Source organism: Brasilonema sp. UFV-L1, assembly GCF_012912105.1.
Taxonomy (GTDB): domain Bacteria; phylum Cyanobacteriota; class Cyanobacteriia; order Cyanobacteriales; family Nostocaceae; genus Brasilonema.
Map to the genome: position 1 here is coordinate 19,681 of NZ_QMEA01000021.1, position 24,701 is coordinate 44,381.

Genomic DNA, 24,701 nt, shown 5'->3' on the forward strand with positions numbered 1-24,701 from the left:
CTTAATGCGAAAGGTGAACAAACAACTCATCGACTAGCGTCTGCACGGATAGCCTAAGCCGCCTAACTCACTTATCAAAATTTTCCTGAACACTCACTGATGACAAACCAGCGATCGCCCGTAAATTTTGACTACGAATCAACTCAGTGAAGTCTAATCCAGAACGCCCTTCAATTTTTGCCACCGCCTCAACAGCAGATAATAAGTGCTGTGCAGCTTCAGCTTCTGAGTAACCCCGTCGTTGTGCGACACGAATAGCGGCTTGATCAGCGTTTAATTCTGTTTCTTGGGATCGGTTAGTCCGCCAAATACGAAGTGCAGCCAGCGTAGTTAATCCACCAGCTACAGCTATGCCTACGACATCTGCTTGAGCTGATTCTACAAAAGCGCCTAAAAGACCTGCAACTGCCACACCCTGATAAATGTCAGGTTTAAACCACTTAACTCCTGTCAACCAACTAACAGTCCGTAGTAGTAACATATCGCGCTGTGGTTTCGTTAGGCGACGCCATAAATCGAAATTTATAGAGATAGGTCGTTCTCTATCCCAAGGAAATGGAAAGGAAGCGTCAATGACTTTTGCCTGTTCCGGCTTGAGAACGATTTTTGTCATCATTCTACCAGAGGCAGGCATCACATCTAGCAAACGGCGAATTTCAACGTTTGATTCCATGTTAGCGTTCAGCTTTCAGAAACCTTTTCATATGTGCTTATGCTAAGAATACCTGGTTTACAGGCTTTTAACCAATTCCGCGAAATTCAAAAATCTTAGTGCGGTGGGCGAGGTTGCCGATGAAACAACGAAATCATCCGATGTTCTGACCATAAGCGCCTGTAGAGGCGGTCTGCAATCAGGCGGAGTATAAAACCACACCTGATTGATTCTGATTTCTGTATTCTGGTTTATGGGTTATGAGTGACTATGCTGACTGATTCGCTGGTGTGATCAGCAGACGACCAATATTTACGTTGCTGGGTTGCTCTAGCAGGAATCGAATTGCTCTGGCGATGTCCTCTGCAACAAGCGGTTGTTCTATGGCAACCATTTGCTTTTCCTCTTCGCTCCAGTTTTGGTAAAGGTTCGTCGCTACCTTACCCGGTTCAATACAGCCAACACCAACCCCAGAACCCGCCAATTCTAACCGGAGGCAATCGGTAAACGATTCTATAGCATGTTTGGTACCACAGTAAGCTGCCATTGTGGGGTAGTTCGTCATCCCTGAAATGCTAGACAGGTTGACAATAAATCCATTGCCATGTTGTTTGAAGTGCCTTGCAAATACGTAAGCCATGCGAAAAGCCGCTTCAACGTTGATGCGTACCATCTGGCAAAGTGCTTCAATATCAACGGTTTCTACTAAACCAACGACCATCACCCCAGCATTATTAACCAGTGCATCGGCTCGACCAAACGAGCTAACTGCGTGCTCTAACAACCGTTTGGGTAAGTCTGGATCCGTCACCTCACCAGCAACAAACGTAGCATGGGTAAGACTGGTAGCCAGCTTGCTGAGTTTGTCCTCACTCCTAGCGGTAAGGACGAGATTCATTCCAGCAGCATCCAATTCGCGAGCAGTCGCTTCACCGATACCGCTGCTTGCTCCGGTAATGATTGCAGTTTTGCCCTTTAATTCCATGATAAAAATTTCCTAAATTTAGGTTGACAACCGTGTTTTTTGCAAATCTATCTTGGTAAGAGATACCACAGGCAATCAATAGTTACCAAATAGATACTAATGAAGTTGTTATGAGAGCATCACAGTTGGCAACAGAATATAACTGTCCTGTTGAGGTTACCCTTGAGGTGATTGGTGGCAAATGGAAGTGTGTCATCTTGTGGTGGCTAAGACGAGATGCAAAGCGGTTTAGCGAATTGAGACTTTTGATTCCTGGAATGACTCAGAAGGTTTTGACTCAAAAGTTACGTGAACTGGAACGAGATGGGCTAATTCGTCGAGAAACTTATCGAGAGACACCGCCTCGGGTTGAATACTCGCTAACGCCATACGGTGAGACAGTTCGACCAATCACAGAATTGATGTGTGACTGGGGTAAGTCTCATAGACCAGAGTACAACTTTGGCTATCTTCGGCTGAAAGGCTTACAAATATTGGTGGTGGCGGCTGAGGCTGATGTACGCAATCGCCTACGCACAGTGCTTGAAAAACGTAATGCCCAAGTCATTACAGTTGCCTCACCTCATGCAGCACTCGAAGTGTTGCTTCAACAGCCACCACAAGCGCTAGTCGTTGATATGGGAGCATCGAGTGAAGACAGTTACGCTCTCATGCGTCAAGTTAGAAATCTTTCCGTGGAGCAAGGCGGACAAATTCCAGCGATCGCACTAACTGATCATAATTTAGATCGCTCGCAACTTATTAGAAAGGGGTTTGAGGTTCATTTAGTCGAACCGTTCGATCCCGTGGAATTGGTTGCCACCCTCGCTAGCCTCACTAGTTACTCCCAATGATAGTGTGATTTTGCGACGATTTGTGCTGTTGAGAATTCTTGCTAAGCCTTAAGAACAAGGCTTAGGAGAATCTGAAACAAGTAATTAATCTACACTTGGAGGAGTATTTACCTCCAACCAGTAATCTACAAAAGCCTGAATTGTCTTTTGCAGTTCTTGAGCATCCATTGGCTTGATCAGATAGCCATTTGCGCCTTTCTGGTAGCAAAGTTCAATATCTTTTGGGTTAGATGATGTGGTAAAAACAACAATCGGGATTTCTCTAAAGCTCTTATCTTGCTTCAGCCGTTCCAGGATGTCACGACCATCAATACCTGGCAAATTAAGATCAAGCAAAATAACAGAAGGTCTTGGTGCTAAGTCAGGATCTTGATAATTTCCCTCTTGATAGAGAAACTCTAAAACCTCATCCCCATTAGTACAGCGATATATAGGGTTCGGGACAGCCATCCGCCGCATAAAGCGTTGCAGCATCCTAAAATCCTCATTGCTGTCCTCAACAACCAGCAGTGGTTCATTGAGTTTTGCAGTCATCACTTCAAAAATCGTATTAAAAATAAATATTTTGTTATGTTATTTTACATCATTAGATAGCGTAAAATAGAAGACTGAGCCAATACCTACAATCGATTCAACCCAAATATGACCACCGTGGCGCTCAACAATCTTCTTAGAAATGGCTAATCCAGCACCTGTACCCCCACCGTACTTTTCTTGAGAGTGGAGCCGCTTAAAGAGCTTGAAGATATTTTGGTGGTGGTGTTCTGGAATACCAATGCCGTTATCCTGTACATAGAAGACAACAGGGACTAAGGTTTGCTGTTGATGTTGGAGCAACCTTTTTTCTAACTGTTCATTGATATCCAAATAACCAATTTCAACCCATTTGTCTGGCTTATCATTGTATTTCAATGCATTAATAATTAAGTTACTAAAAACTTCGCTCACAAGAACTGGATCACATTCAATCGTTGGCAAAGGTTTGGAAATACGAATATCTAACTGAGCTGGTGAACGACTGGCACGTATAACATTAATCACTTGGTGGAGCAGTTCGTTGAAGTCAGTTGCTTGCAGGTTGAGTTGGGTTTGTCCCAGCAGGGAAAGTCTCAGGAGTGAGTTAATCAGAGTTTCCATGCGTATGGATAAGGATACCACGGTCTGTAGGTACTCAACTCCATCCTCATCTAGTAGTGGAGCGTAATCTTCCAGCAAAACATTTGAGTAGTTGTAAATACCTCGCAAAGGTTCCTTTAAATCATGAGAAGCAGCGAAAGCGAAAGATGCGAGTTCGCGATTGCTGCGCTCTAACTCTTGATTGATTTTGGCTAATTCATCTGCTTTAGAAAGTACAATGCCCACAATTGCATTCCGCAGGGCGATCGCACTGTCAAGTTCACATGACATCCACGCAAGCGAAGTCAACCGCACTGTTTCTTGCCACAGTTCAAAGGATGCTCGCGGACAAAGGGTCATGCTACCATCAGCATTAATCTGAATTGATTCATTTGGTTGACCTGCCCAGTTTATCGTTTGGATAACTTCAGGACGAAACCACAGGATATAATAGCGCCGAACTTTAGAAATTCGCAACAGCAGCAAACCACTTGCAGTATCTTTGAACGCTATAGCCTCTGGGTAAAGCTTGGGCAGAGAATCTGTGGAAAAGAGATTGTCACTAATTTGAGTATCTACCCACTCTATAAGCGTGCGAACTTCCTCAATATTTGGTGTTGCAGCAACAAGTGTAATGTCATTATCTAAACAAACTGCTGCTCCTTGAGCATTGACGACATCTAGTAAACGAGGCTTGGGGTTAACAAGTGCTTCTCTAAAGTTGTCTGCTTTAGATATGGACTCTATAAAATCTGCTTGTAGCGATTGAAGCTTGATTTTATAGTCTAATTCAGACTGATTGACTTTGTGTTCTAATTCCAATGACACAATCTGTCCTAAAAACTCGCAAATTTTCCGCGTTTCATAAGGAATATACTTGGGTGTTAGATGATGGCACGCAATTAAACCCCAAAGTTTTTGTTCCTTAATGAGCGATATCACCAGGATGGCAGCTACACCCATGTTTTGATGATATTCAACACAGCAAGGGTGAGTACTCCTGAGTACGGACAAGCTTAAATCAATAGGTGTAGAATGCGTTTCAAGATTTTCAGCCGCAATCACTTCTACAGTAGGGGTATTCATATCGGGAATGAATCGAAGTAGACAGCGCTTATAAAGTTCCCTAGCTTGCTGGGGGATATCTGTAGCCGGATAATGTAGTCCTAGTAATGGTGATAAATCCGAACGTTTTACTTCGGCAACTACGGTACCTGCTCCTACATTATTGAATTGATAGACCATCACCCTATCATAATCTGTGACTTTTTGTACTTCTGATACGACGAGATGCAAAAAATCACTCAGGTTTGATGTGTTCCTCATTTTGGCGATCGCCTCTGTTGCCAAAGCATGGAAACTCAAAAAGCTGATTTGGTTGAGAGAATCAGTTGGTTCTAGCTCAAGAATCACAGTACTTCCTGTACGATGAGCAATGCCGTCAAAATATTGCTCACCTTTCAATGTCTGAATTGATAGCTTGAAAGAATTGACGTAACCTTCCTCCTGTTGAAAAAAGGACTCAATAGCTTTCACTTGTTCTGCGTTCAGCAGAGTGCCCAGAGGTTGATCAAGTAGATGGTGTGGCTCTTTACCCAAAAATTCCTGAGTATTATTGCTGACCTGTAGAATTTTGAGCTGAGGACTAAGCGCCAGTAGCACACCATAAGATTGGATCGAGCTAGGTAGATGAATGAGTTCGTGGTGAATCAGGTTAGTAGCTTGGGTATGGGTAACATCTGATTGGCTCATAGCTTGACTTACAAGAACCAAACTTATTTGCTTGACGATACCGTAAGTGAACTACTATATAGTACAGAATAGTACACAAGAGTCGTACACTTCCCGAGCTAGTTTCTTCGATTTAGATGATATTCCAGCCTACGGCACGAAGCGCCCCTCCAGGGGCGCTGCGCTAACGCTAACAGTCTTGCGTCAGCGGTAAACCTAGCCAATCGCTTAATTCATGAGCGAGCCATTCAATTTCTGGTTCCGATTTAATCGGACCATGATTACCACCAATTTGATACTTATGCACTCCTGCCCAGATAATTAATTGAGGTAGAATTTCAACTCTGTTACCTCCAGAGTCTGTTGTAAATGTCTTCGGTGAGTAGACTAACTTAGTGATATCCTGTGTTCGCGCGGAAGCAACATGATTGAATTTCAAGCCAAAAAAATCCCAATTGAAGGTAATTTTTTGCCGATTTAAACGAAGGCGAGTTCGTCTGAATAAAGGAAAGAAAATCGAAGACAGCATCGCAAACCCAGCACTCCAAAAGGGAAGCGAAAATAAAGCAAAGGGTATGTTTGCTGGAAAAGGTGCAGCAAGGGCGTTAATTGTCCAAAAAAGAGTAAAAGAATTCCAAGAAATAGCAAACAAAACCATGAATGTCATCGACGGCTGAAAACCAGTCGGTGGAATTAGAATATCTAAAGAATTTTCATCTTTAGATAGTTTAATTTTGCTTCCTACTGGTTTCGTAATTTTGATAGTTAAAGTATCATACCTAGACTCTTCTTTTGTGTTAAGCTTTTGCGGAACCACTTGTATTTGCTGTTCTTGAGTCTTACTAATCCAATGTTGACCGTTCCAATACCACCAAGTTCCTTTCATCCAGTCGGTGGGGTGCATTTCTTCCGGATGAGGTTGTTGTAAAAGCACCGGATGTTCTAAAGCTGTTAGTGCCTCATGCGCAGAACTCAACCTTCGCTCTAAACTAGGTTCGCTCATCCACTTCAACCACTCACTCAAAGTAGGACTCAAAATAGCCGCCTGCTCAAATTGAATCCGTAAGTCCTTTTGAGGTAAATCTGCTGGTTGTGTTCCTGTGACTAAGTAAATTAAAGTTGTACCCAAGCTGTAGAGATCAGATGCAGGAACCGTGCGTCCACCAAATTGCTCTGGTGGCATATAACCGTAAGTTCCAACTACAGTGATTGTCCCACCTTCACCCGCCGCTACAGTCTGCACCGAGCCAAAATCTACCAAGTATATTTGACCTACACTATTACCAGAGCGATTTGTCAGCAAAATATTACTAGGCTTAATATCTCGGTGGATTATGGGAGGTTTCTGCTCATGTAAGTAAATAAGAATTTTTAAAAGCGCTTTAGCTATTTGTTTGACTTCTGCTTCAGTAAAAGTACGCCCAGCTTTGATGTATTGGTCTAAAGTTTGTGCTGGAATATAAGTTTGTACCAGAGCAAATCCTTTGATATTTGAAGAATTGATCTCAAAATAGTCTAAATAGCGAGGAATAGACGGATGTGCTATGTTTTTGAGAGTTTCAGCTTCTCGCTCAAACAGCTTGAGATCATCCCACTCAAAGTCACTGTTAAAAGACAGTAACTTGACAACTACCATTTCACCAGTCAGAAGATCACGAGCTAAAAGCGTCCGTCGCCCAGCTTTTTTGCCCAGTTGCTGCTGTACTTGGTAGCGTTCGCCTAATACTTGACCATTCATTACGATTACTTATGGATATAAATTTAAAACCTTTTTATTTATTGTATTTTTCTAACCTCGACAAATATATATCTTTAACATAATTGTATGCTTCTTTGCCGTTCCACATTCTAAGTGGCACAACAGAGGGTACTGTCCATGCTTGCCAAGCCTAGTTTTTCTAATTTTGTTGGCTCATAGCATTATGGGCATATTTTGAATTTTGAATGCGTGAACTTTGAATTGCCTATGCCCTCCCAACTTTGGCCTTACATTAGTCCTGGTATTCCAGATGATTTGTTTGAACGCTTGCCAGGAATTCCCCTTAGCAAGCGAGAAATTCGACTGCTATTGATTGCTCAACTGCGTCTTTTACCCAATACCGTATTATGGGATATTGGTGCAGGGACAGGAACGATTCCAATAGAAGTAGGGTTACTCTCTCCAAATGGACAAATCTTCGCTGTAGAACGAGATGAAGAAGTCGCCAACTTGATCCGGCGCAACTGCGATCGCTTTGAGGTGAAGAATGTCGAAGTCATTGAAGGGAGTGCTCCAGAGTGTCTGTATAATCTAAAAGTTGCTCCTGATCGCGTTTGTATTGAGGGAGGACGTTCCATCCAAGAAATCATGAAAGCAGCTTGGCATTACTTGCTACCATCAGGTCGAGTTGTCGCCACAGCTGGTAATCTAGAAAGTCTGTATGCAATTTCTCAAAGCTTTGCCCAGTTGCAAGCGAGAAATATTGAAGTCATCCAGTCGGCTGTGAACCGTTTGGAGACGCGAGGTTCTTCTCAAACTTTTACTGCCGTCAATCCCATTTTTATTCTCAGTGGTGAGAAACTAGATTAGAAAACAAAATAATTGAAGAAAGAGGTACGAAGAAACGAAGATACAAAAATTTCCTCAATCTTCAATCTTCATTTTTTACTCTTCATTTTTTCCTTCTTTTGCCCATGCCTTGGTCTCGAATTGTTAGTGGAATTATTGCAATAGCCCTTGCTTTGACTGCAACCCTTTTAGGTGGATGGTATTACACTCTTTTGTTTGCGGTGATCATTTTTCTCGGTCAACTAGAGTATTTTAATTTGGTGCGAGCAAAAGGCATGGCTCCTGCTGCTAAAACCACGATGTTTGTTAGCCAAGTCTTGCTGATCATTTGCACTTTAGACGGGAACTTAGCTGATGCTGTGATGCCAGTGGCTGGTACTTTTATTTGTTTTTACCTACTATTTCAGCCAAAAATGGCAACAATTGCGGATATTGCCGCTTCTATTTTGGGGCTATTTTATACAGGGTATTTGCCGAGTTACTGGGTACGATTGCGATCGCTCGATGGTGCGACACTCAGCAACCTACCTGTCAGTGATTACCTGTCCACAATTTGGACAAATATAGTACACCGAGACTTTAGCTCTTTACCTAATGGTCTCACAGCAACAGCACTTACATTTGTATGTATTTGGGCTACTGACATTGGTGCTTACATCGTTGGTAAATTTTTTGGGAAAACTCCTTTATCAGATATTAGTCCGAAAAAAACAGTCGAAGGAGCTGTGTTTGGTATTGCTGCTAGTGTTGTTGTCGCTGTGATTGCAGCATATTATCTCAATTGGTCTAAATTCCCGTTGACTGGTGTCGCAATAGGTTTGCTGATTGGCATTGCTGGTTTATTGGGTGATTTGACCGAATCTATGCTCAAGCGTGATGCTGGAGTAAAGGATTCAGGGCAGTTAATCCCCGGTCATGGAGGTATCTTGGATCGTACAGATAGTTATATTTTCACTGCTCCTTTGGTTTATTATTTTGTTACTCTCTTGTTGCCACTAGTAGGAAAGTATTAAGCCATACTAAAGCAACTCTAACTGAGGGAGCGAGTAAACCGAGATGCTACTTAGTATTTGATTGTCGTGCTTTAGCAGCAGCAATTTCCTCTTGACTAAGTGGCATTAATGCCTGTAACTGAAAAGATGTACTAATAAGTGTTGATCCAACCCTACGCACCACAACTTTGTCTTGTTGAGTGACTTCTTCCGGTGCCAAAGTTGATTGATAATCTTTCACCATTAATAAAGGCTGTAACCGCTCTATATTACGGAGAATAGATTGTGTTTGTTCGTAGGTTCCTAAAATTTCAATATTGATACTGCGGCGTTTTAGTTTGTCATTAACCAATGAACCAAAACTACTATCAGTAATAGGTTCAGCCTTTCCAATAGGCACATACTTCCTCAGTTTAGCTTTGACTGCATGAGGAGGAAATTGAGTATTACTAGACTCAACCAAGCGATTTAAATCTAGTAGTAATGTGTCCAAGGTTTTTTCATTAGCAAATAGAGCTAAAACCTGGAGTTGTTGCTGTTTAGAAAGTGCTTGCTCCTGTTGTACTTTGTCAATTTGTTTGATGTCAGATTTCTTTTGGTCAATAGTCTGCTGTAATTCATTTTGTTTTGTTTCCTGCTGTTGAATATTGTCCCATATTGGTATGACAAAATTCATCAGCATATAAGCTGCTCCTGCAAGTCCTAAAACTCCTAAGATAATGCCGCTTACTTTTGGTGTTAAGGTGATGCCAAAAACAACAGGATAACTTGAGGAAGTTGTAGCAAATTCAGTATCTTCTACAAAATTGAAATCATCACCCAGCGTCATCTTGGAATGACTCCTATCTGTTGCATACTGCGAACCCGAGTGACGAGTCCGACTGTACCTTTTTGCTCTAATTCACGAATGAATTCAGAAGCGGGAATATCACTCAAGCTTGATTGAATTGTGTATTTGACAATTTGAGGTGGTTTCATTTGTGAGGTATTGGTAGATTTCGCGCTGGGCGGTAAGGGTGCATCTACTAACTCTGCTGTCACAATTTTTGTTTGTGCAGCTTTGAAGAAACGAGACTGTTGCAAAGTCAACATGAAATCATTGACATCACTAAAAGAGCGAGCAAACCCAGAAATTTCTATACCTCCAGCAGGATTAGGCGCTGATTGTTCTTGTGTTGGTGTAGTGGGTGCAATTTGTTTGATGCTATCAATTTGGACTGTTGTAGGTATGCGATCGCGCACCTCTTGCAACATAGCTGACCAAGGGCGGATTTGGTCAAAAACACTTACTAAAGCTTGAGTTTCTTGTTTAATTTTGCTTGTTTGTGCTTCTATTCTCTGAATATTTTTTATGTTGATTTCTAAGCTTTGGTTTTCCTGCTTCAGTTGTGCGATATTCTGCTCTAATGCACTATTTTTTGTTTGTAAAAACCACCAAGCTGTTCCCACTAAAGCAGGAAACAATAGACCAATGACGACTCCTATATAAACTGGAGTTAAATTGCCAGTAGGTAGAGATATTCCTAATTGTTTTTTTTCAAAATTCTTTTGGTTAGTTTGGCGATTCTTGAGAAAGTTAATATCTATACTGTACATTTTGTATCACCTATCATGCATTCAAACTACATATTGTAAATTTCCAGGATACTTCCAAACATACATTTCTGTTTTTAAATTTTTATCGCTCTGCGGGACGCAGTCCCTAAGTGAATTTTTCTCACACTTCTCGGATTCCTAAACCAAGCACTATACCTAATCCAGAACGTTCGATTGTAGAGTATTTTTCTTCGTCAATTTGCAATGACAAAGCCGCTATTGGATCGATTTGACAGGTTGGCAAATTTAATCGTTGTGTAAAAAACTCATCAAGTTGTTTCAGTCCACCTCCAGGTCCAGCTAGCATAATCTGCGCTACCTCTAAATTTTCATTTTGGTTGAGATAAAAATCGATGGAACGGCGTAGTTCATCTGTGAGTTCTCCCAACACCCTCATCATTGCGGTCATATCTGGATTGATTTCAGAAATATCATCATCGACGTCAGTTTTTCCTGCATTGATAGAAGTTAAAGGAATAGATATTTCATATAAATTTTCTAAATTTTGTGAAACCTGTAAGTCCATTGCAGCAGATAAAGCTGTTTGCATTTGATAAACTCCAATAGGAACTGTACGTGAAAATTGTGGCACTCCATTAACAATGATTGCGATTTCAGTGCTGTCGAATTCTATATCCACAAGCACGACTGCTTCTTGCGCTCCAAATTGTCGAAGTGGTTCGCGAAGTGTGCGAATGAGAGCAAAACTGTTAGTTTCTAAAAAATCGATTTGTAATCCTGCTTGCTCAAACGTATTTATATAGATGTCAGTAATTTCCTTGCGTGTTGCAACTAAAAGTATCTGTACTTTTTCAATGCCATCCTCATCTATAAAGTATCCAAGTTTCTGATAGTCTAAATCAGCTTCTTCACGAGGTAATGGTAAATGTAAACTAGCTTCGTGGTTTAATACCATCTCCCGTAGTTCTTTGTCGTCTAACTCGGCTGGTACGGATATGATGCGTATAATTGATTCTCGCCCAGGTACAGCAGTAGCAACACGAGAAGCTTTGATGTTACTTTCAGCTAGTGCTTGCTGAATAACTTGCGCCATTGTTGAAGAATCAATAATTTGACCATTGACAAAAATCCCTTTTGGAACAGAGACTGATGTTAAAGTTTCTAGTTTTAAACCTTGCCGTAGCTTACGCAACTGAACTAAATTCACGCGTTGTGGTGACAGTTCTATACCAACTCTTTTCTGGAATTTACTAAACAAACTATTAAATAGCTTCACTACAGTTTTGCCCGTTGGATTGTCAATTGAAAAGTGACATGATATTAAGGATTGATGTCATTGCTCAGAAATTGTTTTAGCTTATAATCTCCACAATTGTTGCATAAGTACCTCACCGCGATAGAGTTAAATCAAATACAAGCATCATGGTTAAAATTCAAAAGTTTAAAAGATTCATTGTTTGGGCGTTACTCGGTGTATTGACCAGTTGGATTGTGAGCTGTGGTCCAATAAATGTTGGCTTTAACACAAAACAGACATCATCAGGAATAGCAAATATTGAATTTTGGACAATGCAACTCCAGCCTCAGTTCACGAACTATTTTAAAAGCCTAATTACGTCCTTTGAGTCACAAAATTCTGGTATAAAAGTGACTTGGGTTGACGTGCCTTGGACTGCAATGGAGAGTAAAATTTTAACGGCTGTTTCCGCAAAAACACCACCTGATGTTGTCAACCTCAACCCAGATTTTGCTTCTCAACTTGCTGGAAGAAATGCTTGGTTAAATTTAGATGCAAAAGTTCCAAATGAAGTACGTTCCTCCTATTTACCGAATATCTGGGAAGCAAACACGCTCAATGGCAAGAGTTTTGGAATTCCTTGGTACCTCACCACACGGCTAACCATTTATAACACTGATTTATTAAAACAGGCAGGTATCAAGAAAGCACCTGTTACTTACACTGAATTAGCACAGGCGGCTCAACAAATTAAAGACAAAACTGGTAAGTATGCCTTTTTTGCAACGCTCGTTCCTCAAGATTCAGCAGAGGTGTTAGAGTCGTTTGTACAAATGGGGGCAACTCTGGTGAATGCTGAAGGTAAAGCAGCTTTTAATTCCCCACAAGGTAAAGCGGCATTTCAATACTGGGTAGACTTATACAAACAAGGACTTCTTCCAAAAGAAATATTGACACAAGGGCATCGTCATGGAATTGACTTGTACCAAGCTGGAGAAACAGCTTTCCTATTTTCTGGAGGGGAGTTTCTTGAGAACATTGCTAAAAATGCACCAGCCATAGCCAAAGTTTCTACCACAGCACCACAAGTCATAGGTGACAATGGCAAGAAAAATGTCGCTGTCATGAACGTTGTTATCCCCCGTGATAGCAAACAACCCGACGCCGCCCTCAAATTCGCCTTTTTCCTCACAAATAACGAGAACCAACTTACCTTTGCTAAAGCAGCAAATGTTCTTCCATCGACAGTGAAGTCCCTTGCTGACAGCTACTTCAAAGACACACCCACGAACGCCTCGACTTTAGATAAGGCGCGAGTCATCAGCGCACAAGAACTGCAACAAGCAGAGATCTTAACGCCAAGGCTTAAGGATATAAAACTTTTGCAAAAGGCAATTTACGAGAACTTGCAAGCGGCTATGCTAAGCGAGAAAACAGTAGATCAAGCAGTGGAGGATGCAGCACAAGAGTGGAACAATAGGTAGAGCCGAAAGGATTGTTTTTGGAGATTTCACATGTGTCTTGTAACCTTCCTAAACCATTAGGGGGATGCATTAACACTTGAACTCATTGATAATCTACCAAAGAAGCATTAATAAAGTCATAAAAACAGATATGGCATCTCAAACACCACTCAAAGGCACTGAATTAGTAGATTGTGCAAGAGCAAATGCCAAGCAGGGAATCGAAACTGCTGCTTACCAATGTGGCTATGGAGATGACCTCAATACTTTTGCACAAGAGTTACGACAAGCATGTGAGGAAATGAATTTACAAGTTAAAGAACTCACAGACCTGATTACTGATCAGGACATCATACTAAATGTGGGAATTGGTGAAATTATTGCCCCAGATACAGCTTCAAACTTGTGAAAGAAATTAGGAATTATGAAATTTTTTATGAATCATAATTCCTTGTTTCTTAGGGCTTACGCACCATCTGCCACCAAAGCGGTTCGGTGAGTTCGTATTTGGTTGCGAACCAGAGGATTTTTGGTAGAAACCGGGTAAGTTTTGCGTAAGTCCTGTTTCTTTATCGTAAATTAAAGGGTTAAAATCTCCATCTGTTCGCGTAGCGTGCCGCAGGCATAACTGTCTTCAATTTTGAATAAGCGAATGTGTGAATTGTTATTATTTATTGATAACTGTTCATTGTTCATTGACTTTGACGGCTACTTAGAACATAAAGTGACAAAAGAAGAATTCAGAATACAAACTTCAGAATGATTGCTACTGAGTTGTGTGACTCCTACACCAAGAGCAATGCTTGCGCTTCACCTTTTTGTAGAGCATATTCTGAGTTCTTCCTCGTAACTCATACTTGTAAAATAAACCGTGCCAAATTGAAGTAAATCAACACACCCAGCACATCTACTGCTGTGGTGATAAATGGTGCTGACATCAATGCTGGATCTAAACGGAGTATGCGGAACAAAAATGGTAAAGCAGAACCAGAGACGGACGCTAAAATAGAAATAGCCACAAGACTACTTCCGACCGCGATCGCCACCTGTAAATTCTTTTCCAAAAGAAAAGCCCATAGTGTGGCGATAGTTCCCAAAATTCCTCCAAGCAATAAACCTGCAAGCGCTTCCCGTCCAACAACTTGCAATGGTCCTAAAGCACGAATTTCATCTGTGTTCATCCCGCGAATCACCACTGTAGAAGACTGTGCTCCAACATTACCGCCAGTACCAGTCAGCAAGGGAATAAACGCCGCCAGTGACACCACTTTTGACAAAATATCCTCTTGAGACTTAATGATAGTTCCTGTAACAGTGTTGGTTACAAGTAAGACCAACAACCACACAACTCGCTTGCGAGCTACTGAAATTAAACTCGACTGAAAATAGCTGTCGCCTCCAGCTTGTACCCCACCGCCCAAGGCGTAGATATCTTCAGTCGTTTCCTCTTGTAAAATATCTATAACATCATCAACAGTTATAATACCTACAAGACGCTGTTCTCGATCCACCACAGGTACCGCCAAAAAGTCATATCTTTGTATCAATCTAGCGACTTCTTCTTGGTCTGTATCAGTATAAACAAAGACTGTTTCACGAACCATAACATCGCCAATCTTTTGCTCAGGTTGAGAAGTCACCAACTCTCGCAAGGATAAAATTCCGGTCAAGCGCCTGGCTGCATTGGTAATGTAGAGATAATAAATCATCTCGCTCGCATTAGCGACAGTGCGAATCCGCTCCAAAGTTTGCGCCACTGTAAAATCTTCTTTAAGCGCGATTAACTCCGGCGTCATGATCCGTCCAGCAGTTCCAGCTTCATAACCCAACAGTTGAGATGTCGCTTGGCGTTCGTTCGGGCTGAGTTGTTCTAGCAATCGATTAACGATTGTTGCTGGTAATTCGTCAAATAACTTGGCTCGGTCATCTGGCGACATTTTGTCAACAATATCAAGGACTTCCTGACTTTTTAATTCCTCAAGGAGTCGTTCTTGGACGCTGTAGTCGAGATATTCATAAACTTCGATAGCTTCTTGTTTAGAAAGCAAGCGAAACGCCAAAGCATGCATTGTTTCTGGTAAGCCTTCAATCGCCGAGGCGATATCCGGCGCTTGTACTGGTACCAGAATAGATTTTGCTGCTTGCAAGTCCCCCGCTTCCAGCAGCATTTTTAATTGAATTCTAACAATGTCTCGCAATTCCCTGCGCGTTACGTCCTGGAGGGTAGAAGTCATACCATTTGGAGTTTGCATAAGATACAACGAGGGTGATGCGAAATAGTATATTGTACCTAATTTATAGGGCACAACAGGTTCTGTATAAATCTCCAGTCAGAATGGAAAATCACCGAATTGAATGAAAAGGTTTTTGTGATAAATCTTAGTAGTAAAGTGGAGAAATAAAACGTTCAATCTGTTATTTTCATATAGGATGCCTAAATCCCAGTACTCTCTCGCTAGAGATAGAAGCGCTGTTTAACTGATTTGCTCTACTGTACTTTTGTTAAGGAGTTTTCAAAAGTGTAAGACACTTTTCAAAAAATGACTCTTACGAGCTGCTCGACCTTAGCACTTTCTTGGAAAATGTTGTGGATGATTGGAAACTGTAGAAAACTTTGAAACTTAACTTTATCAAGTGATTTGTTCATCGATTTTAGCATAATAACTTTCCATTGCATCACTTGATAGCTGAGCGCAAAACAGTCATTTTTGCGAGAATTACTCTGTATGTATTTTTGACTGACATTGGGTTCATTTTACACTTTACTTCGTTTTTCTAGTTCAAGATTGTAAGCCGTGGAGTGGAATTTGCAGGTGAATATAGACAAATTAGAAATCGACAAATTTACCAAACGCGTACAGGGAATGCACAGGCGTTTGACAGATTTATACGACAATCTAAATACAGTCCCTGTCATGCCAAATGTGCTACCACAAGCTCTTGTCGAACTTGGCAGCGCCTCAGAAATAGTACATATAGCGACAGAGGAACTCCGTCAGCAGAATGAAGAACTTTTACAAACACGAAGTTTATTAGAAACGGAACGCCAACGCTACCAAGATTTATTTGAATTTGCACCAGACGCGTATTTAGTGACAAATACTTCAGGGATAATTCGAGAAGCCAACCGTACTGCAGCAATACTACTGGACATCTCACAGCATCACCTGATAGGCAAACCAATGACTAACTTCGTGGCGCTTCCAGATCGTCAAAGCTTTCGCGCTCACCTCATTCAACTCAGCGAATCCAATAAAGTCAAAGAGTTAATTGTACATATTCAAAAACGTAATGGTGAGTTATTTGACGCCGCCATGACAGTGGGAGTTGTCCGCAATCAAGAGCGTCAGCCAATAGCACTGCGTTGGTTGATACGTGACATAACTGAGCGCAAGCAAGTAGAATTAGCAGTGTTGAAAAATGACTGCGACTTGAGTCAAAATCGCCTTTGGCACAAATGTAGCAAAGGAGACTTTATCCCTCTCAAACCAGGCATAATTTGGTATGTGTGTCAAGGTTGTGTCAAGCTAACTACACTGTGTGAAACAGGTGAGGAAGTCATTGTTGGGTTGGCTGGAGAAGGAATGGTTTTTGGCTCAAGTCTGACTGGATTACACACTTACCAAGCAACAGCTCTATCGAATGTGGAATTAGTGTCAATTCACCTTGCAGAAATTGCAGCTTCACCAATGTTGAGTTACACGCTGTTACCAAAAATCAACCAACGGTTACAGCAAACAGAATCTTTTTTGCTGATTGCTGGTAGACGACGAGTCCAAGATCGCTTTCACCAATTGTTAGTACTTTTACAACAGGAAATTGGTCAAGCAGTAGAACAAGGAACTCGCTTGAGTATTCGCCTGACTCATGAGGAACTGGCGAGCGCTTGTTGCACAACTAGGGTAACAATTACAAGACTTATCGGTCAGTTACAACAACAAGGCAAAATTAGTTTTGACTCTAGGCACCATATTATTATTAAGAACTTATGACCCCATGACGACTTCTCAAAAGTCTTGGCTCTAAATAACCACATTCTATTTGCAGTCACAAGCAAGAAAGTTCCCGTATCTGCTAACACTGCAACGGCTAAGAGATGATTTATAAAGTAAACCTTAAATTGTAGGGTGCGTTAAAGCAACGCGTAACGCACCGCATCTAGTGGTGCCCTGCGGCTCATTCCTACTCTCTAAAGACGCTTCATACCTTACCGCATTGTCCCCTAATTTTTGGGCAAGGGAGCCTTCGGCACGCTAGCCCCGTTCGGGGGCGCTACGCAAACGCTAACAAAGCCCCACGATTAATCATGGGGTCGAGGTCTAACACGTTTGCGCAGCGCCCCGTTGGCGCAGCCGCCCTGAAAGGGCTAGGGGACAAAGTGCGTGGACAAGACGACTATCGTATTCAGCGAGAAGTTTGAGCGGAGGTTCCCTGCGATCAAATCTTCGGTGTTGCCCAAAAATTTCGTGTTAGACCCCGTTACATAGCCGTAACACACCCTACTTAATATTTAGTTTATAAATGACCTCTAACCCTGGTGCAAGATATAAGCCAACTACCCCAGAATGAGGTAGTTGCTGAGTGGTGTACATTGTCGAACTAGATGATTTCAGGAAAAAACTCACTTGACCTTTAGACAGTCAATGGAATAACCTGAGCGCTCAGACACGTTTTTTAAACAAACCCATGAACAAAAAACTGATACTGAATTTGCTTTCTAGTTCTTCCATTTTTGTATCGCTGATGTCTACGGTGGGAATCATCAATCCTGCTCACGCTGCTAACACCACCCAGCGATTAACGCATACCAGCGACAATCGTACCTGCATAACACATCCCCACGGTGGTTACACTCTTGTATGCATTAAAGATTCCGAAAGAAATCCAAAAGCTCCGCCTGTACGTTCAGCAACCATTACCACAGGGAAATCACAGCAGAATGTTGCTATGCTGAACTTTACGGAGGAGGAAAGCAACGCTGCAATTCAGTTATTTAGCTGCGACTGTCCATATTGTGTAAATTCCTTACGTCAATTGCGCGGTACTGGGAACTTGGTTTACTAATGAGCTTATTCCTACTAAGGCTCTGACTAGTAACAGATACTGTTGGTGAATATATTACAAATCCTTCTGCAGGTTCAACAAACTACAACATTTCAAACCACAGACTTACACAGATTAACACAAGTCATTTCTCTATGTGCATCTGTATTTATCTGTGGTTTCATTTTCATTCTTCTTGACTTTTGCAAGTGGCTTGTTGATCACGAAAACTTGTTCACCCACGCTAAGAATCTTTTAGTGTTTGGTGTAAAAGCAGTAGAGAGATAATAAGCGTCTGCAGCCTTCCTAATAGCTTCAGCCTGAGTTGGATAAGGATGAATCACTTGAGTGAGTTTATTCAAGCCAATATTACCGACAATTGCCGTTGTGATCTGTGAAATCATCTCACCTGCATGGCGGGCAACAATAGTTGCACCCAAAATTTTATCAGATCGCTTTTGATGATGGATTTTGACAAATCCTTCTTCTTCTCCATCAGCAACTGCACGATCTACATCAGTAAAAGGAATTTTAATCGTCGCGACATCAATACCCATTTGTTGCGCCTCATGTTCATACATTCCCACATGGGCAATTTCAGGATCAGTATAAGTCACCCAAGGCATAACTAAACTGCTCAGTTTTTGTCGTCCTAAACCAAAAGGAGAAAACAGCGCATTTCTAATCACTATCCGAGCTGCAGCATCAGCAGCATGGGTAAACTTCCAATTCATGCAGATATCACCAGCTGCATAAATTTTAGGATTTGTTGTTTGAAGATAATCATTCACCTTCACACCTCGGCGTTCGTCATACTCTACTCCGACTGTATTTAAATTTAGACCTTCTACATTCGGGGCGCGTCCTGTACCAACTAAAATTTCATCTACTGTGACAGTATCTTGCTTACCATTGCTCTTGAAATAAAGCGTTTTGCCTTCGTAAGTTTTTTCTACATTCTGTATTTGGCAATTCAGTCTCAAGCGAATTCCTTCTTTGGTAAAAACTTTTTGAACAATCTCGGCAGCCTCAGTATCTTCTTTATTAAGAAGATGAGAACCTTTGTGGAAAATTATGACCTCACAACCCAGGCGTCGAAAAGCCTGTGCTAATTCGCAACCAATGAAACCACCACCAATCACCACTAAACTTTGTGGTTTTTGAATCAGAGAAAAAACAGTTTCATTGGTTAGATAACCCGCCTCTTCAATTCCTGGGATAGAAGGTTGCATAGGTCTAGTTCCAGTAGCAATAACTGCTTTTTTAAAGCGGATAGTTTTCTCATCAACTTCTACAGTATCACTGCTAGAAAATTGAGCGTTTCCTAAGAAGACATCCACTCCCATCTTTTGAAAACGTTTTGCTGAGTCATGATGACTGATCCCAGCCCTGACTCGTCGCATCCGCGCCATGACTTCAGGAAAATCAACATCAACATATTTGGGCGCACGAATTCCATATGTTTTGGCATTCCACATTTCGCCAACCACGCGAGAAGATCGGATAAGACACTTGGATGGTACGCAACCAAAATTCAAACAATCTCCACCCATAAGATGCTTTTCAATCAAGGCAACTTTTAAACCCCCACCCACAAGCGCTGCACCTCCAGCCACTACTAATCCTGCTGTACCTGCACCAATAACCACTAAGTCATAACAATCAGCAGGTTGAGGATTAACCCAATCAGGTGGATGTACGTAAGAAACCAATGTCTGGTTATACTCATCCATAGGGCGAACTGTCACTCTTTCAAATTCTGACATTGGTGTACCTCTTTTGCGAATGAAAATACAAAATTCTTATGGAAACTGCTTTTGCACGGTAAAAAGATAGACTACTAACTTCACAAAGATGGCAACCTTTGCAATTGCCTGTAAGTGATAAAATTGACAGACACTTTCAAAACATTTCCCTACTAAACTAGAGAGAATGCAATTTTAATACTCTGATTCCAATTTAAGAATACCTTTTGAAGACACTATCTCCAATCGCGACATCAAACTAAAATATGACTCAAGCCCTATCGGGGCTAGTATCTGAATGGAAAATGTATTCTGTATCATATCAATGAAGCTCAAAGAGAAAACTCGCTTACAGTCTGTTTTTAGCGTCTTGCTCGTTTTTTGGTTGACAGTTTGGTGCTTACTCTTGAATACCCCCGCTGTTCTGGCTCAAGACAATACCGTCAACTACACCTTTGCTGATTTACAGTATCAAGATTTTTCTAATAAAGATTTACATGGAACGTCCCTTGCAGGTGGAAATATGCAGGGAGCAAACTTCCGAGGAGCAAATCTCAGTGGAACTATTCTCACCAAGGGATCATTCCTCAAGGCAGATTTGAGCGGAGCCAATCTTACAAAAACATTTGCCGATCGCGTTATCTTTAGTGAAGCAAATTTAACCAATGCTATCTTTACTGATGCTATGCTCAGCAGTAGTCACTTCTTTAACGCGGTGATTACAGGAGCAGATTTCTCTGATGCAATTGTTGATCTCTATGAAGTGAGGTTGATGTGCAAACGTGCTGATGGAGTTAACCCCGTGACAGGTGTGTCAACTCGTGACAGTTTAGGGTGTCGCTGAATTGTTAGTTATCAATCAGCAGTTATCAGTTAACAGTTGTTAGTGTTAACTGATAACTGTGTACTGTGTACTGATTTCCTTATGACCACACGCTATTGTGATACCGCAGATGTTATTCTCCTGGATATTGAAGGTACGACGACCCCGGTTGACTATGTTTTCGGGGTATTATTTCCATTTGCCCGTGACCATGTAGCCGATTTTCTCACAATTCATCAGCACAAAGCAGAGGTGCAGACTGATTTGCAATGGTTAAGGCAAGAATATGAAACTGATTTAGCACAGGGATTGTCAGTACCTGATTGGAACTTCACGGAGGTGACGGCGGCTGTTCCTTATATCCATCATTTGATTACTATTGACCGCAAATCAACGGGGTTAAAATCATTGCAGGGCAAGATTTGGGAGCAGGGGTATCGGGATGGTATACTGCGATCGCAAATATTTGCAGACGTAAAACCCGCGTTTGAACGTTGGACAACTGCTGGCAAAAAGTTGTTCATTTTCTCATCTGGAAGTATCCAAGCGCAACAGCTTCTGTTTCGCTACAGTGAGGTGGGAGACTTGACTGGTTTTCTGGGCGGTTACTTTGATACCCAAACTGGTTCCAAAAAAGAGGCTCAGAGTTATCGCAAAATAGCTTCAGCTATTGGAGTTGCACCAGAAAAAATTCTCTTTATCTCGGATGTCACAGCTGAACTCAAAGCTGCTCAAGTTGCTGGAATGCAGACGCTGTTTTCTGTACGACTAGGAAATCATTCGTCCGAGTCGGAAGGATTTCCAGCAATTGTGAATTTTGATTGCGTTTGAGTATTTTCATACTCAGATTGTGCATGAAGTGAAAAACCGGGTTTCTTGAGAATGCTTGCTCGTATAAACCTTAATTTATGGTTTAGAAACCCGGTTTTTTAAGTCTTATTGAGAATGGTGTAAGACATTGAGTATACAAGCTTTCTTCAACAAATCATTAATCAAATAGCAGTAAGCTGTTTATCTATGACATTTGTATCAATAGACTATGGCAACAATTAACGACAACTACCTCAAGCTGAAAGCAGGTTACCTGTTTCCCGAAATTGCACGACGGGTCAATGCTTTTGCACAAGCGAATCCGGATGCGAAGATTATTAAATTGGGTATTGGTGATGTTACAGAACCATTACCCCAAGCTTGCCGCACAGCTATGATTAAAGCAGTTGAAGAAATGGGCGATCGCACTTCCTTCAGAGGCTATGGTCCAGAGCAAGGCTATACTTGGTTACTGGAAAAAATAGCAGCCCAAGATTTTCAAGCGCGGGGGTGCGAGGTAGATGCATCTGAAATTTTCATATCCGATGGTTCTAAATGCGACACCGGTAACATTCTCGACATCTTCGGTGACAACAACATCATCGCTGTTACTGACCCAGTTTATCCTGTGTATGTTGATACCAACGTCATGGCGGGACATACTGGACCAGCAAATGATCAAGGCGAGTTTGAGGGCTTAGTTTATCTGCCAATTACCGCCCAGAACAACTTCACTGCCGAAATTCCTTCTCAAAAAGTCGATTTAATTTACCTCTGCTTCCCTAATAACCCCACTGGCGCTGTTGCAACTAAGGAACACCTCAAAGCATGGGTGGACTATGCTAAAGCAAACAGCTCTATCATTTTCTTTGATGCGGCTTACGAAGCTTATATCACCGATGCTGAACTTCCTCACTCGATCTACGAGATTGAAGGAGCAAGGGAATGTGCAATTGAGTTTCGTTCTTTCTCTAAAAATGCAGGCTTTACTGGAACCCGGTGTGCGTTCACCGTTGTTCCGAAAACGCTAACAGCAAAAGCAGCCGATGGTTCCGATGTGGAACTGTGGAAACTGTGGAACCGCCGTCATTCTACCAAGTTCAATGGTGTCTCCTACATTGTGCAACGCGGAGCCGAGGCGGTTTATTCTGAGGAAGGACGAGCTCAAATTCAGGAATTGATTAGTTTCTATTTAGAGAATGCCAGAATCATCCGCGAGAAACTAACAGCCGCAGGATTAGCAGTTTACGGTGGTGTGAATGCACCCTACGTTTGGGTGCAAACGCCAAATGGTTTGTCCAGTTGGGATTTCTTCGATAAGTTGTTGCATACTTGCAATGTTGTGGTCACACCTGGTTCTGGATTTGGTGCAGCAGGTGAAGGTTACTTCCGCATTTCGGCTTTCAATAGTCGAGAGAATGTGGAAGAAGCCATGAAGCGGATTACAGACAGACTCACATCCTAGAACGCCGGTATATTAGTCAACATCAATGAACAATGAACAGTTATCAATGAACAATTAACAGTGACCAGTACACAGTACACAGTACACAAGTCAGGAGTCAGGAGTCAGGAGCGGAGCAAGGAAAGCTCCGCCTCCGGTCAGAAGTCGGAATTCTTTATTTCTTCCTTGGTGAATACTGTATTCAGCAATTCTGCATTCTTCTTCAAACTGGTAACTGATAACTGATAATTGACAATTGATTGGTAACGCATTGGGGTAAAAAACCCGGTTTTTTTGAGTTGAGCGCCAGCGTTAACCCGGTTTTTCAGCAAAAACCGGGTTTTTAGGATTATTGTACAGGTGCTTTAGTGTAAAATCTCTTACCACAAGTTGCTGCCAGAATGCTGCACCGATAACGAAGTTTAGGTATAGGTGACGCATTTTCCCTGGGACTTACGCATTGACAAGAAATCTTAAATATGGTGCATGTATTTGGGGCATTCTAACCTGATTTTGCAATGATCCCAAGGGTTCCAAAGGAGCATCACCGCCCGTGGAGCACTCTGAAGAAAAACTTTTTAATCTCTCACGACTACATACCTACGGTTTACTATCCGGCTCATTGCGTGCTATATAAGCATTATGAAATATACATCTTAAAAGTATAGATATTTTTAAAAACAATTTTTAGAAACATTTGTTCAGTAGGTACGCTTTAACCTTTAAAGTTGGGCAATGAGTAACTTCCACCGTCAGCAATCAGGTCATCATACCTCTAAAAATAAAAACATACTGTCCTTATCTAAGACGCTGCAAGAACTTGGCGAAACTCTAAGCGAAGTCAGTTCTCAAATCAGTGAGGATATGGTTAGCGAAGTCACAGGCTTAAAGCGAAATATTATCAGGTCAGTTAAGTCGGCTACAGAGTTTGGACAAGACGTGGCAAAATCTGCTATTGATCGAGGGAAAGCAGCACAACAGGAAACACGTCAGTTTTTTGGAGACAAGCTGGAACAGAATCAAGAATCTCTAAGGAAGAAACTAGAGGAAAACCAAACAGCAAAAGAAGCCGCCGCAAGAGTACATATTGAACAGATTAATCTAGATGAAATCGAGACATTTGTCGCTCATCTTTGGAAAAAATTTCCAAAAGCAAACCCCGAACAAATTGCTCAACGTCTCCTTCGCCGACAGCTTTTGCGCGTGAGCAGAACTTCTGCAGTGATGAGTGTTGTTCCAGATAAAATGGCAGAGTCTGTCGGGGTTGATTATGTTGAAATTGCTCTCATCCAAGCTGAAATTATTTTTCAGATTGCAGCCGCTTACGGTTTTGAACTGCAGACTCCAGAATCTAAAGATGAAGCATTTGCAATTATTGATCGCGTACTCAGAGCTAATAGATTAGCCAGAATTGGTTTGAGCGCAACACAAATGATTCCGTTTGCTGGAGGATTTATCAGGACAGGAAGCGACACCTATTTAGTTTATCAAATTGGAAACACAGCTCAACAGTTCTATAAATCTTTAATTGAAGAAGAGGTTCCAGGGGAAATTCTAGAAGCCTTTATACAAGAGACACAAAGGCGATATAAGCAACGTCTATGGTAGCAGAAACTTATATCAAGTTACAGTCAAATATAGTATTCCGTCCGCAGCGACTGGAACAAAGTAGATGATTGAAGCCCTGGACAATATCATTAGTAGTCCAGGACAAAATCTTCT

General features: G+C 41.6%; 20 protein-coding genes and 2 pseudogenes. 12 read left to right on the forward strand and 10 right to left on the reverse strand.

Annotated features, from left to right (window positions below):
* Positions 1–67: 67 nt before the first annotated feature.
* Positions 68–673, reverse strand: coding sequence for a DUF3318 domain-containing protein (locus tag DP117_RS09255; RefSeq protein ID WP_169218026.1), 606 nt, complete (start codon positions 671–673; stop codon positions 68–70).
* Positions 674–920: 247 nt separating this feature from the next.
* Positions 921–1,637 carry an SDR family oxidoreductase gene (locus DP117_RS09260; RefSeq protein ID WP_169218027.1) on the reverse strand — a complete coding sequence of 239 codons (717 nt, stop codon included), beginning with the start codon at positions 1,635–1,637 and terminating at the stop codon, positions 921–923.
* Positions 1,638–1,747: 110 nt separating this feature from the next.
* Between DP117_RS09260 and DP117_RS36070 the strand changes: the two are divergent.
* Together DP117_RS36070 and DP117_RS36075 are read left to right on the forward strand one after the other, a co-directional pair.
* A pseudogene (locus DP117_RS36070) lies at positions 1,748–2,062 on the forward strand (helix-turn-helix domain-containing protein); the annotation flags it as partial.
* A gap of 57 nt (positions 2,063–2,119) precedes the next feature.
* Positions 2,120–2,470: pseudogene (locus DP117_RS36075) on the forward strand (response regulator); the annotation flags it as partial.
* An 84-nt stretch (positions 2,471–2,554) separates the two neighbouring features.
* Here the strand turns inward: DP117_RS36075 and DP117_RS09270 are convergent.
* The 3 genes from DP117_RS09270 to DP117_RS09280 form a co-directional block, all read right to left on the reverse strand.
* Positions 2,555–3,004, reverse strand: coding sequence for a response regulator (locus tag DP117_RS09270; protein WP_169218029.1), 450 nt, complete (start codon positions 3,002–3,004; stop codon positions 2,555–2,557).
* Between the two features lie 39 nt (positions 3,005–3,043).
* Positions 3,044–5,338, reverse strand: a complete 2,295-nt coding sequence (locus DP117_RS09275; protein WP_169218030.1) for an ATP-binding protein — start codon at positions 5,336–5,338, stop codon at positions 3,044–3,046.
* Positions 5,339–5,507: 169 nt separating this feature from the next.
* Positions 5,508–7,055, reverse strand: a complete 1,548-nt coding sequence (locus DP117_RS09280; RefSeq protein ID WP_169218031.1) for a serine/threonine-protein kinase — start codon at positions 7,053–7,055, stop codon at positions 5,508–5,510.
* A gap of 228 nt (positions 7,056–7,283) precedes the next feature.
* Here DP117_RS09280 and cbiT point away from each other — a divergent pair, with 228 nt between their 5' ends.
* Both cbiT and DP117_RS09290 read left to right on the forward strand, forming a co-directional pair.
* Positions 7,284–7,886, forward strand: coding sequence for a precorrin-6Y C5,15-methyltransferase subunit CbiT (cbiT, locus tag DP117_RS09285; RefSeq protein WP_169218032.1), 603 nt, complete (start codon positions 7,284–7,286; stop codon positions 7,884–7,886).
* 104 nt (positions 7,887–7,990) lie between these two features.
* Entirely contained in the window at positions 7,991–8,878 is an 888-nt protein-coding gene (locus DP117_RS09290; protein ID WP_169218033.1) for a phosphatidate cytidylyltransferase, read from the forward strand.
* Between the two features lie 46 nt (positions 8,879–8,924).
* Here the strand turns inward: DP117_RS09290 and DP117_RS09295 are convergent, their stop codons facing one another.
* From DP117_RS09295 to pilM, 3 genes are all read right to left on the reverse strand, one after another.
* Positions 8,925–9,686 (reverse strand): pilus assembly protein PilO, encoded by a 762-nt coding sequence (locus DP117_RS09295; RefSeq protein ID WP_169218034.1) that lies wholly within the window; start codon positions 9,684–9,686, stop codon positions 8,925–8,927.
* The gene (locus DP117_RS09300; RefSeq protein ID WP_169218035.1) at positions 9,683–10,453 is read right to left on the reverse strand and encodes a PilN domain-containing protein; all 771 of its coding nucleotides are present in this window, start codon (positions 10,451–10,453) and stop codon (positions 9,683–9,685) included. Before DP117_RS09300 ends, DP117_RS09295 begins: the two co-directional genes overlap by 4 nt.
* Before the next feature lie 121 nt (positions 10,454–10,574).
* Entirely contained in the window at positions 10,575–11,690 is a 1,116-nt protein-coding gene (gene pilM / locus DP117_RS09305) for a type IV pilus assembly protein PilM (protein ID WP_169218036.1), read from the reverse strand.
* 146 nt (positions 11,691–11,836) lie between these two features.
* On the opposite strand from pilM, the gene DP117_RS09310 reads away from it, so the two are divergent.
* Positions 11,837–13,135 carry a sugar ABC transporter substrate-binding protein gene (locus tag DP117_RS09310; protein WP_169218037.1) on the forward strand — a complete coding sequence of 433 codons (1,299 nt, stop codon included), beginning with the start codon at positions 11,837–11,839 and terminating at the stop codon, positions 13,133–13,135.
* Positions 13,136–13,265: 130 nt separating this feature from the next.
* Positions 13,266–13,523: a hypothetical protein gene (locus DP117_RS09315; RefSeq protein WP_169218038.1), complete on the forward strand. Its 258-nt coding sequence runs from the start codon at positions 13,266–13,268 to the stop codon at positions 13,521–13,523.
* Between the two features lie 442 nt (positions 13,524–13,965).
* Here the strand turns inward: DP117_RS09315 and mgtE are convergent, their stop codons facing one another.
* Positions 13,966–15,366 carry a magnesium transporter gene (mgtE, locus tag DP117_RS09320; RefSeq protein WP_169218039.1) on the reverse strand — a complete coding sequence of 467 codons (1,401 nt, stop codon included), beginning with the start codon at positions 15,364–15,366 and terminating at the stop codon, positions 13,966–13,968.
* 561 nt (positions 15,367–15,927) lie between these two features.
* Here mgtE and DP117_RS09325 point away from each other — a divergent pair.
* Together DP117_RS09325 and DP117_RS09330 are read left to right on the forward strand one after the other, a co-directional pair.
* Positions 15,928–17,106: a PAS domain S-box protein gene (locus DP117_RS09325; RefSeq protein ID WP_348982994.1), complete on the forward strand. Its 1,179-nt coding sequence runs from the start codon at positions 15,928–15,930 to the stop codon at positions 17,104–17,106.
* 694 nt (positions 17,107–17,800) lie between these two features.
* Positions 17,801–18,178: a hypothetical protein gene (locus DP117_RS09330; protein WP_169218040.1), complete on the forward strand. Its 378-nt coding sequence runs from the start codon at positions 17,801–17,803 to the stop codon at positions 18,176–18,178.
* Between the two features lie 200 nt (positions 18,179–18,378).
* Here the strand turns inward: DP117_RS09330 and DP117_RS09335 are convergent, their stop codons facing one another.
* On the reverse strand, positions 18,379–19,923 hold the full coding sequence (locus tag DP117_RS09335; protein WP_169218041.1) for a mercuric reductase: 1,545 nt from the start codon (positions 19,921–19,923) through the stop codon (positions 18,379–18,381).
* 304 nt (positions 19,924–20,227) lie between these two features.
* On the opposite strand from DP117_RS09335, the gene DP117_RS09340 reads away from it, so the two are divergent.
* The 4 genes from DP117_RS09340 to DP117_RS09355 all read left to right on the forward strand — a co-directional run bounded on the left by DP117_RS09340 (position 20,228) and on the right by DP117_RS09355 (position 24,587).
* Positions 20,228–20,746, forward strand: a complete 519-nt coding sequence (locus DP117_RS09340) for a pentapeptide repeat-containing protein (protein WP_169218042.1) — start codon at positions 20,228–20,230, stop codon at positions 20,744–20,746.
* Positions 20,747–20,827: 81 nt separating this feature from the next.
* On the forward strand, positions 20,828–21,556 hold the full coding sequence (mtnC, locus tag DP117_RS09345) for an acireductone synthase (RefSeq protein WP_169218043.1): 729 nt from the start codon (positions 20,828–20,830) through the stop codon (positions 21,554–21,556).
* 208 nt (positions 21,557–21,764) lie between these two features.
* Entirely contained in the window at positions 21,765–23,000 is a 1,236-nt protein-coding gene (locus tag DP117_RS09350) for an LL-diaminopimelate aminotransferase (RefSeq protein ID WP_169218044.1), read from the forward strand.
* 714 nt (positions 23,001–23,714) lie between these two features.
* Positions 23,715–24,587 carry a hypothetical protein gene (locus DP117_RS09355; protein ID WP_169218045.1) on the forward strand — a complete coding sequence of 291 codons (873 nt, stop codon included), beginning with the start codon at positions 23,715–23,717 and terminating at the stop codon, positions 24,585–24,587.
* The last annotated feature ends 114 nt before the right edge of the window (positions 24,588–24,701 follow it).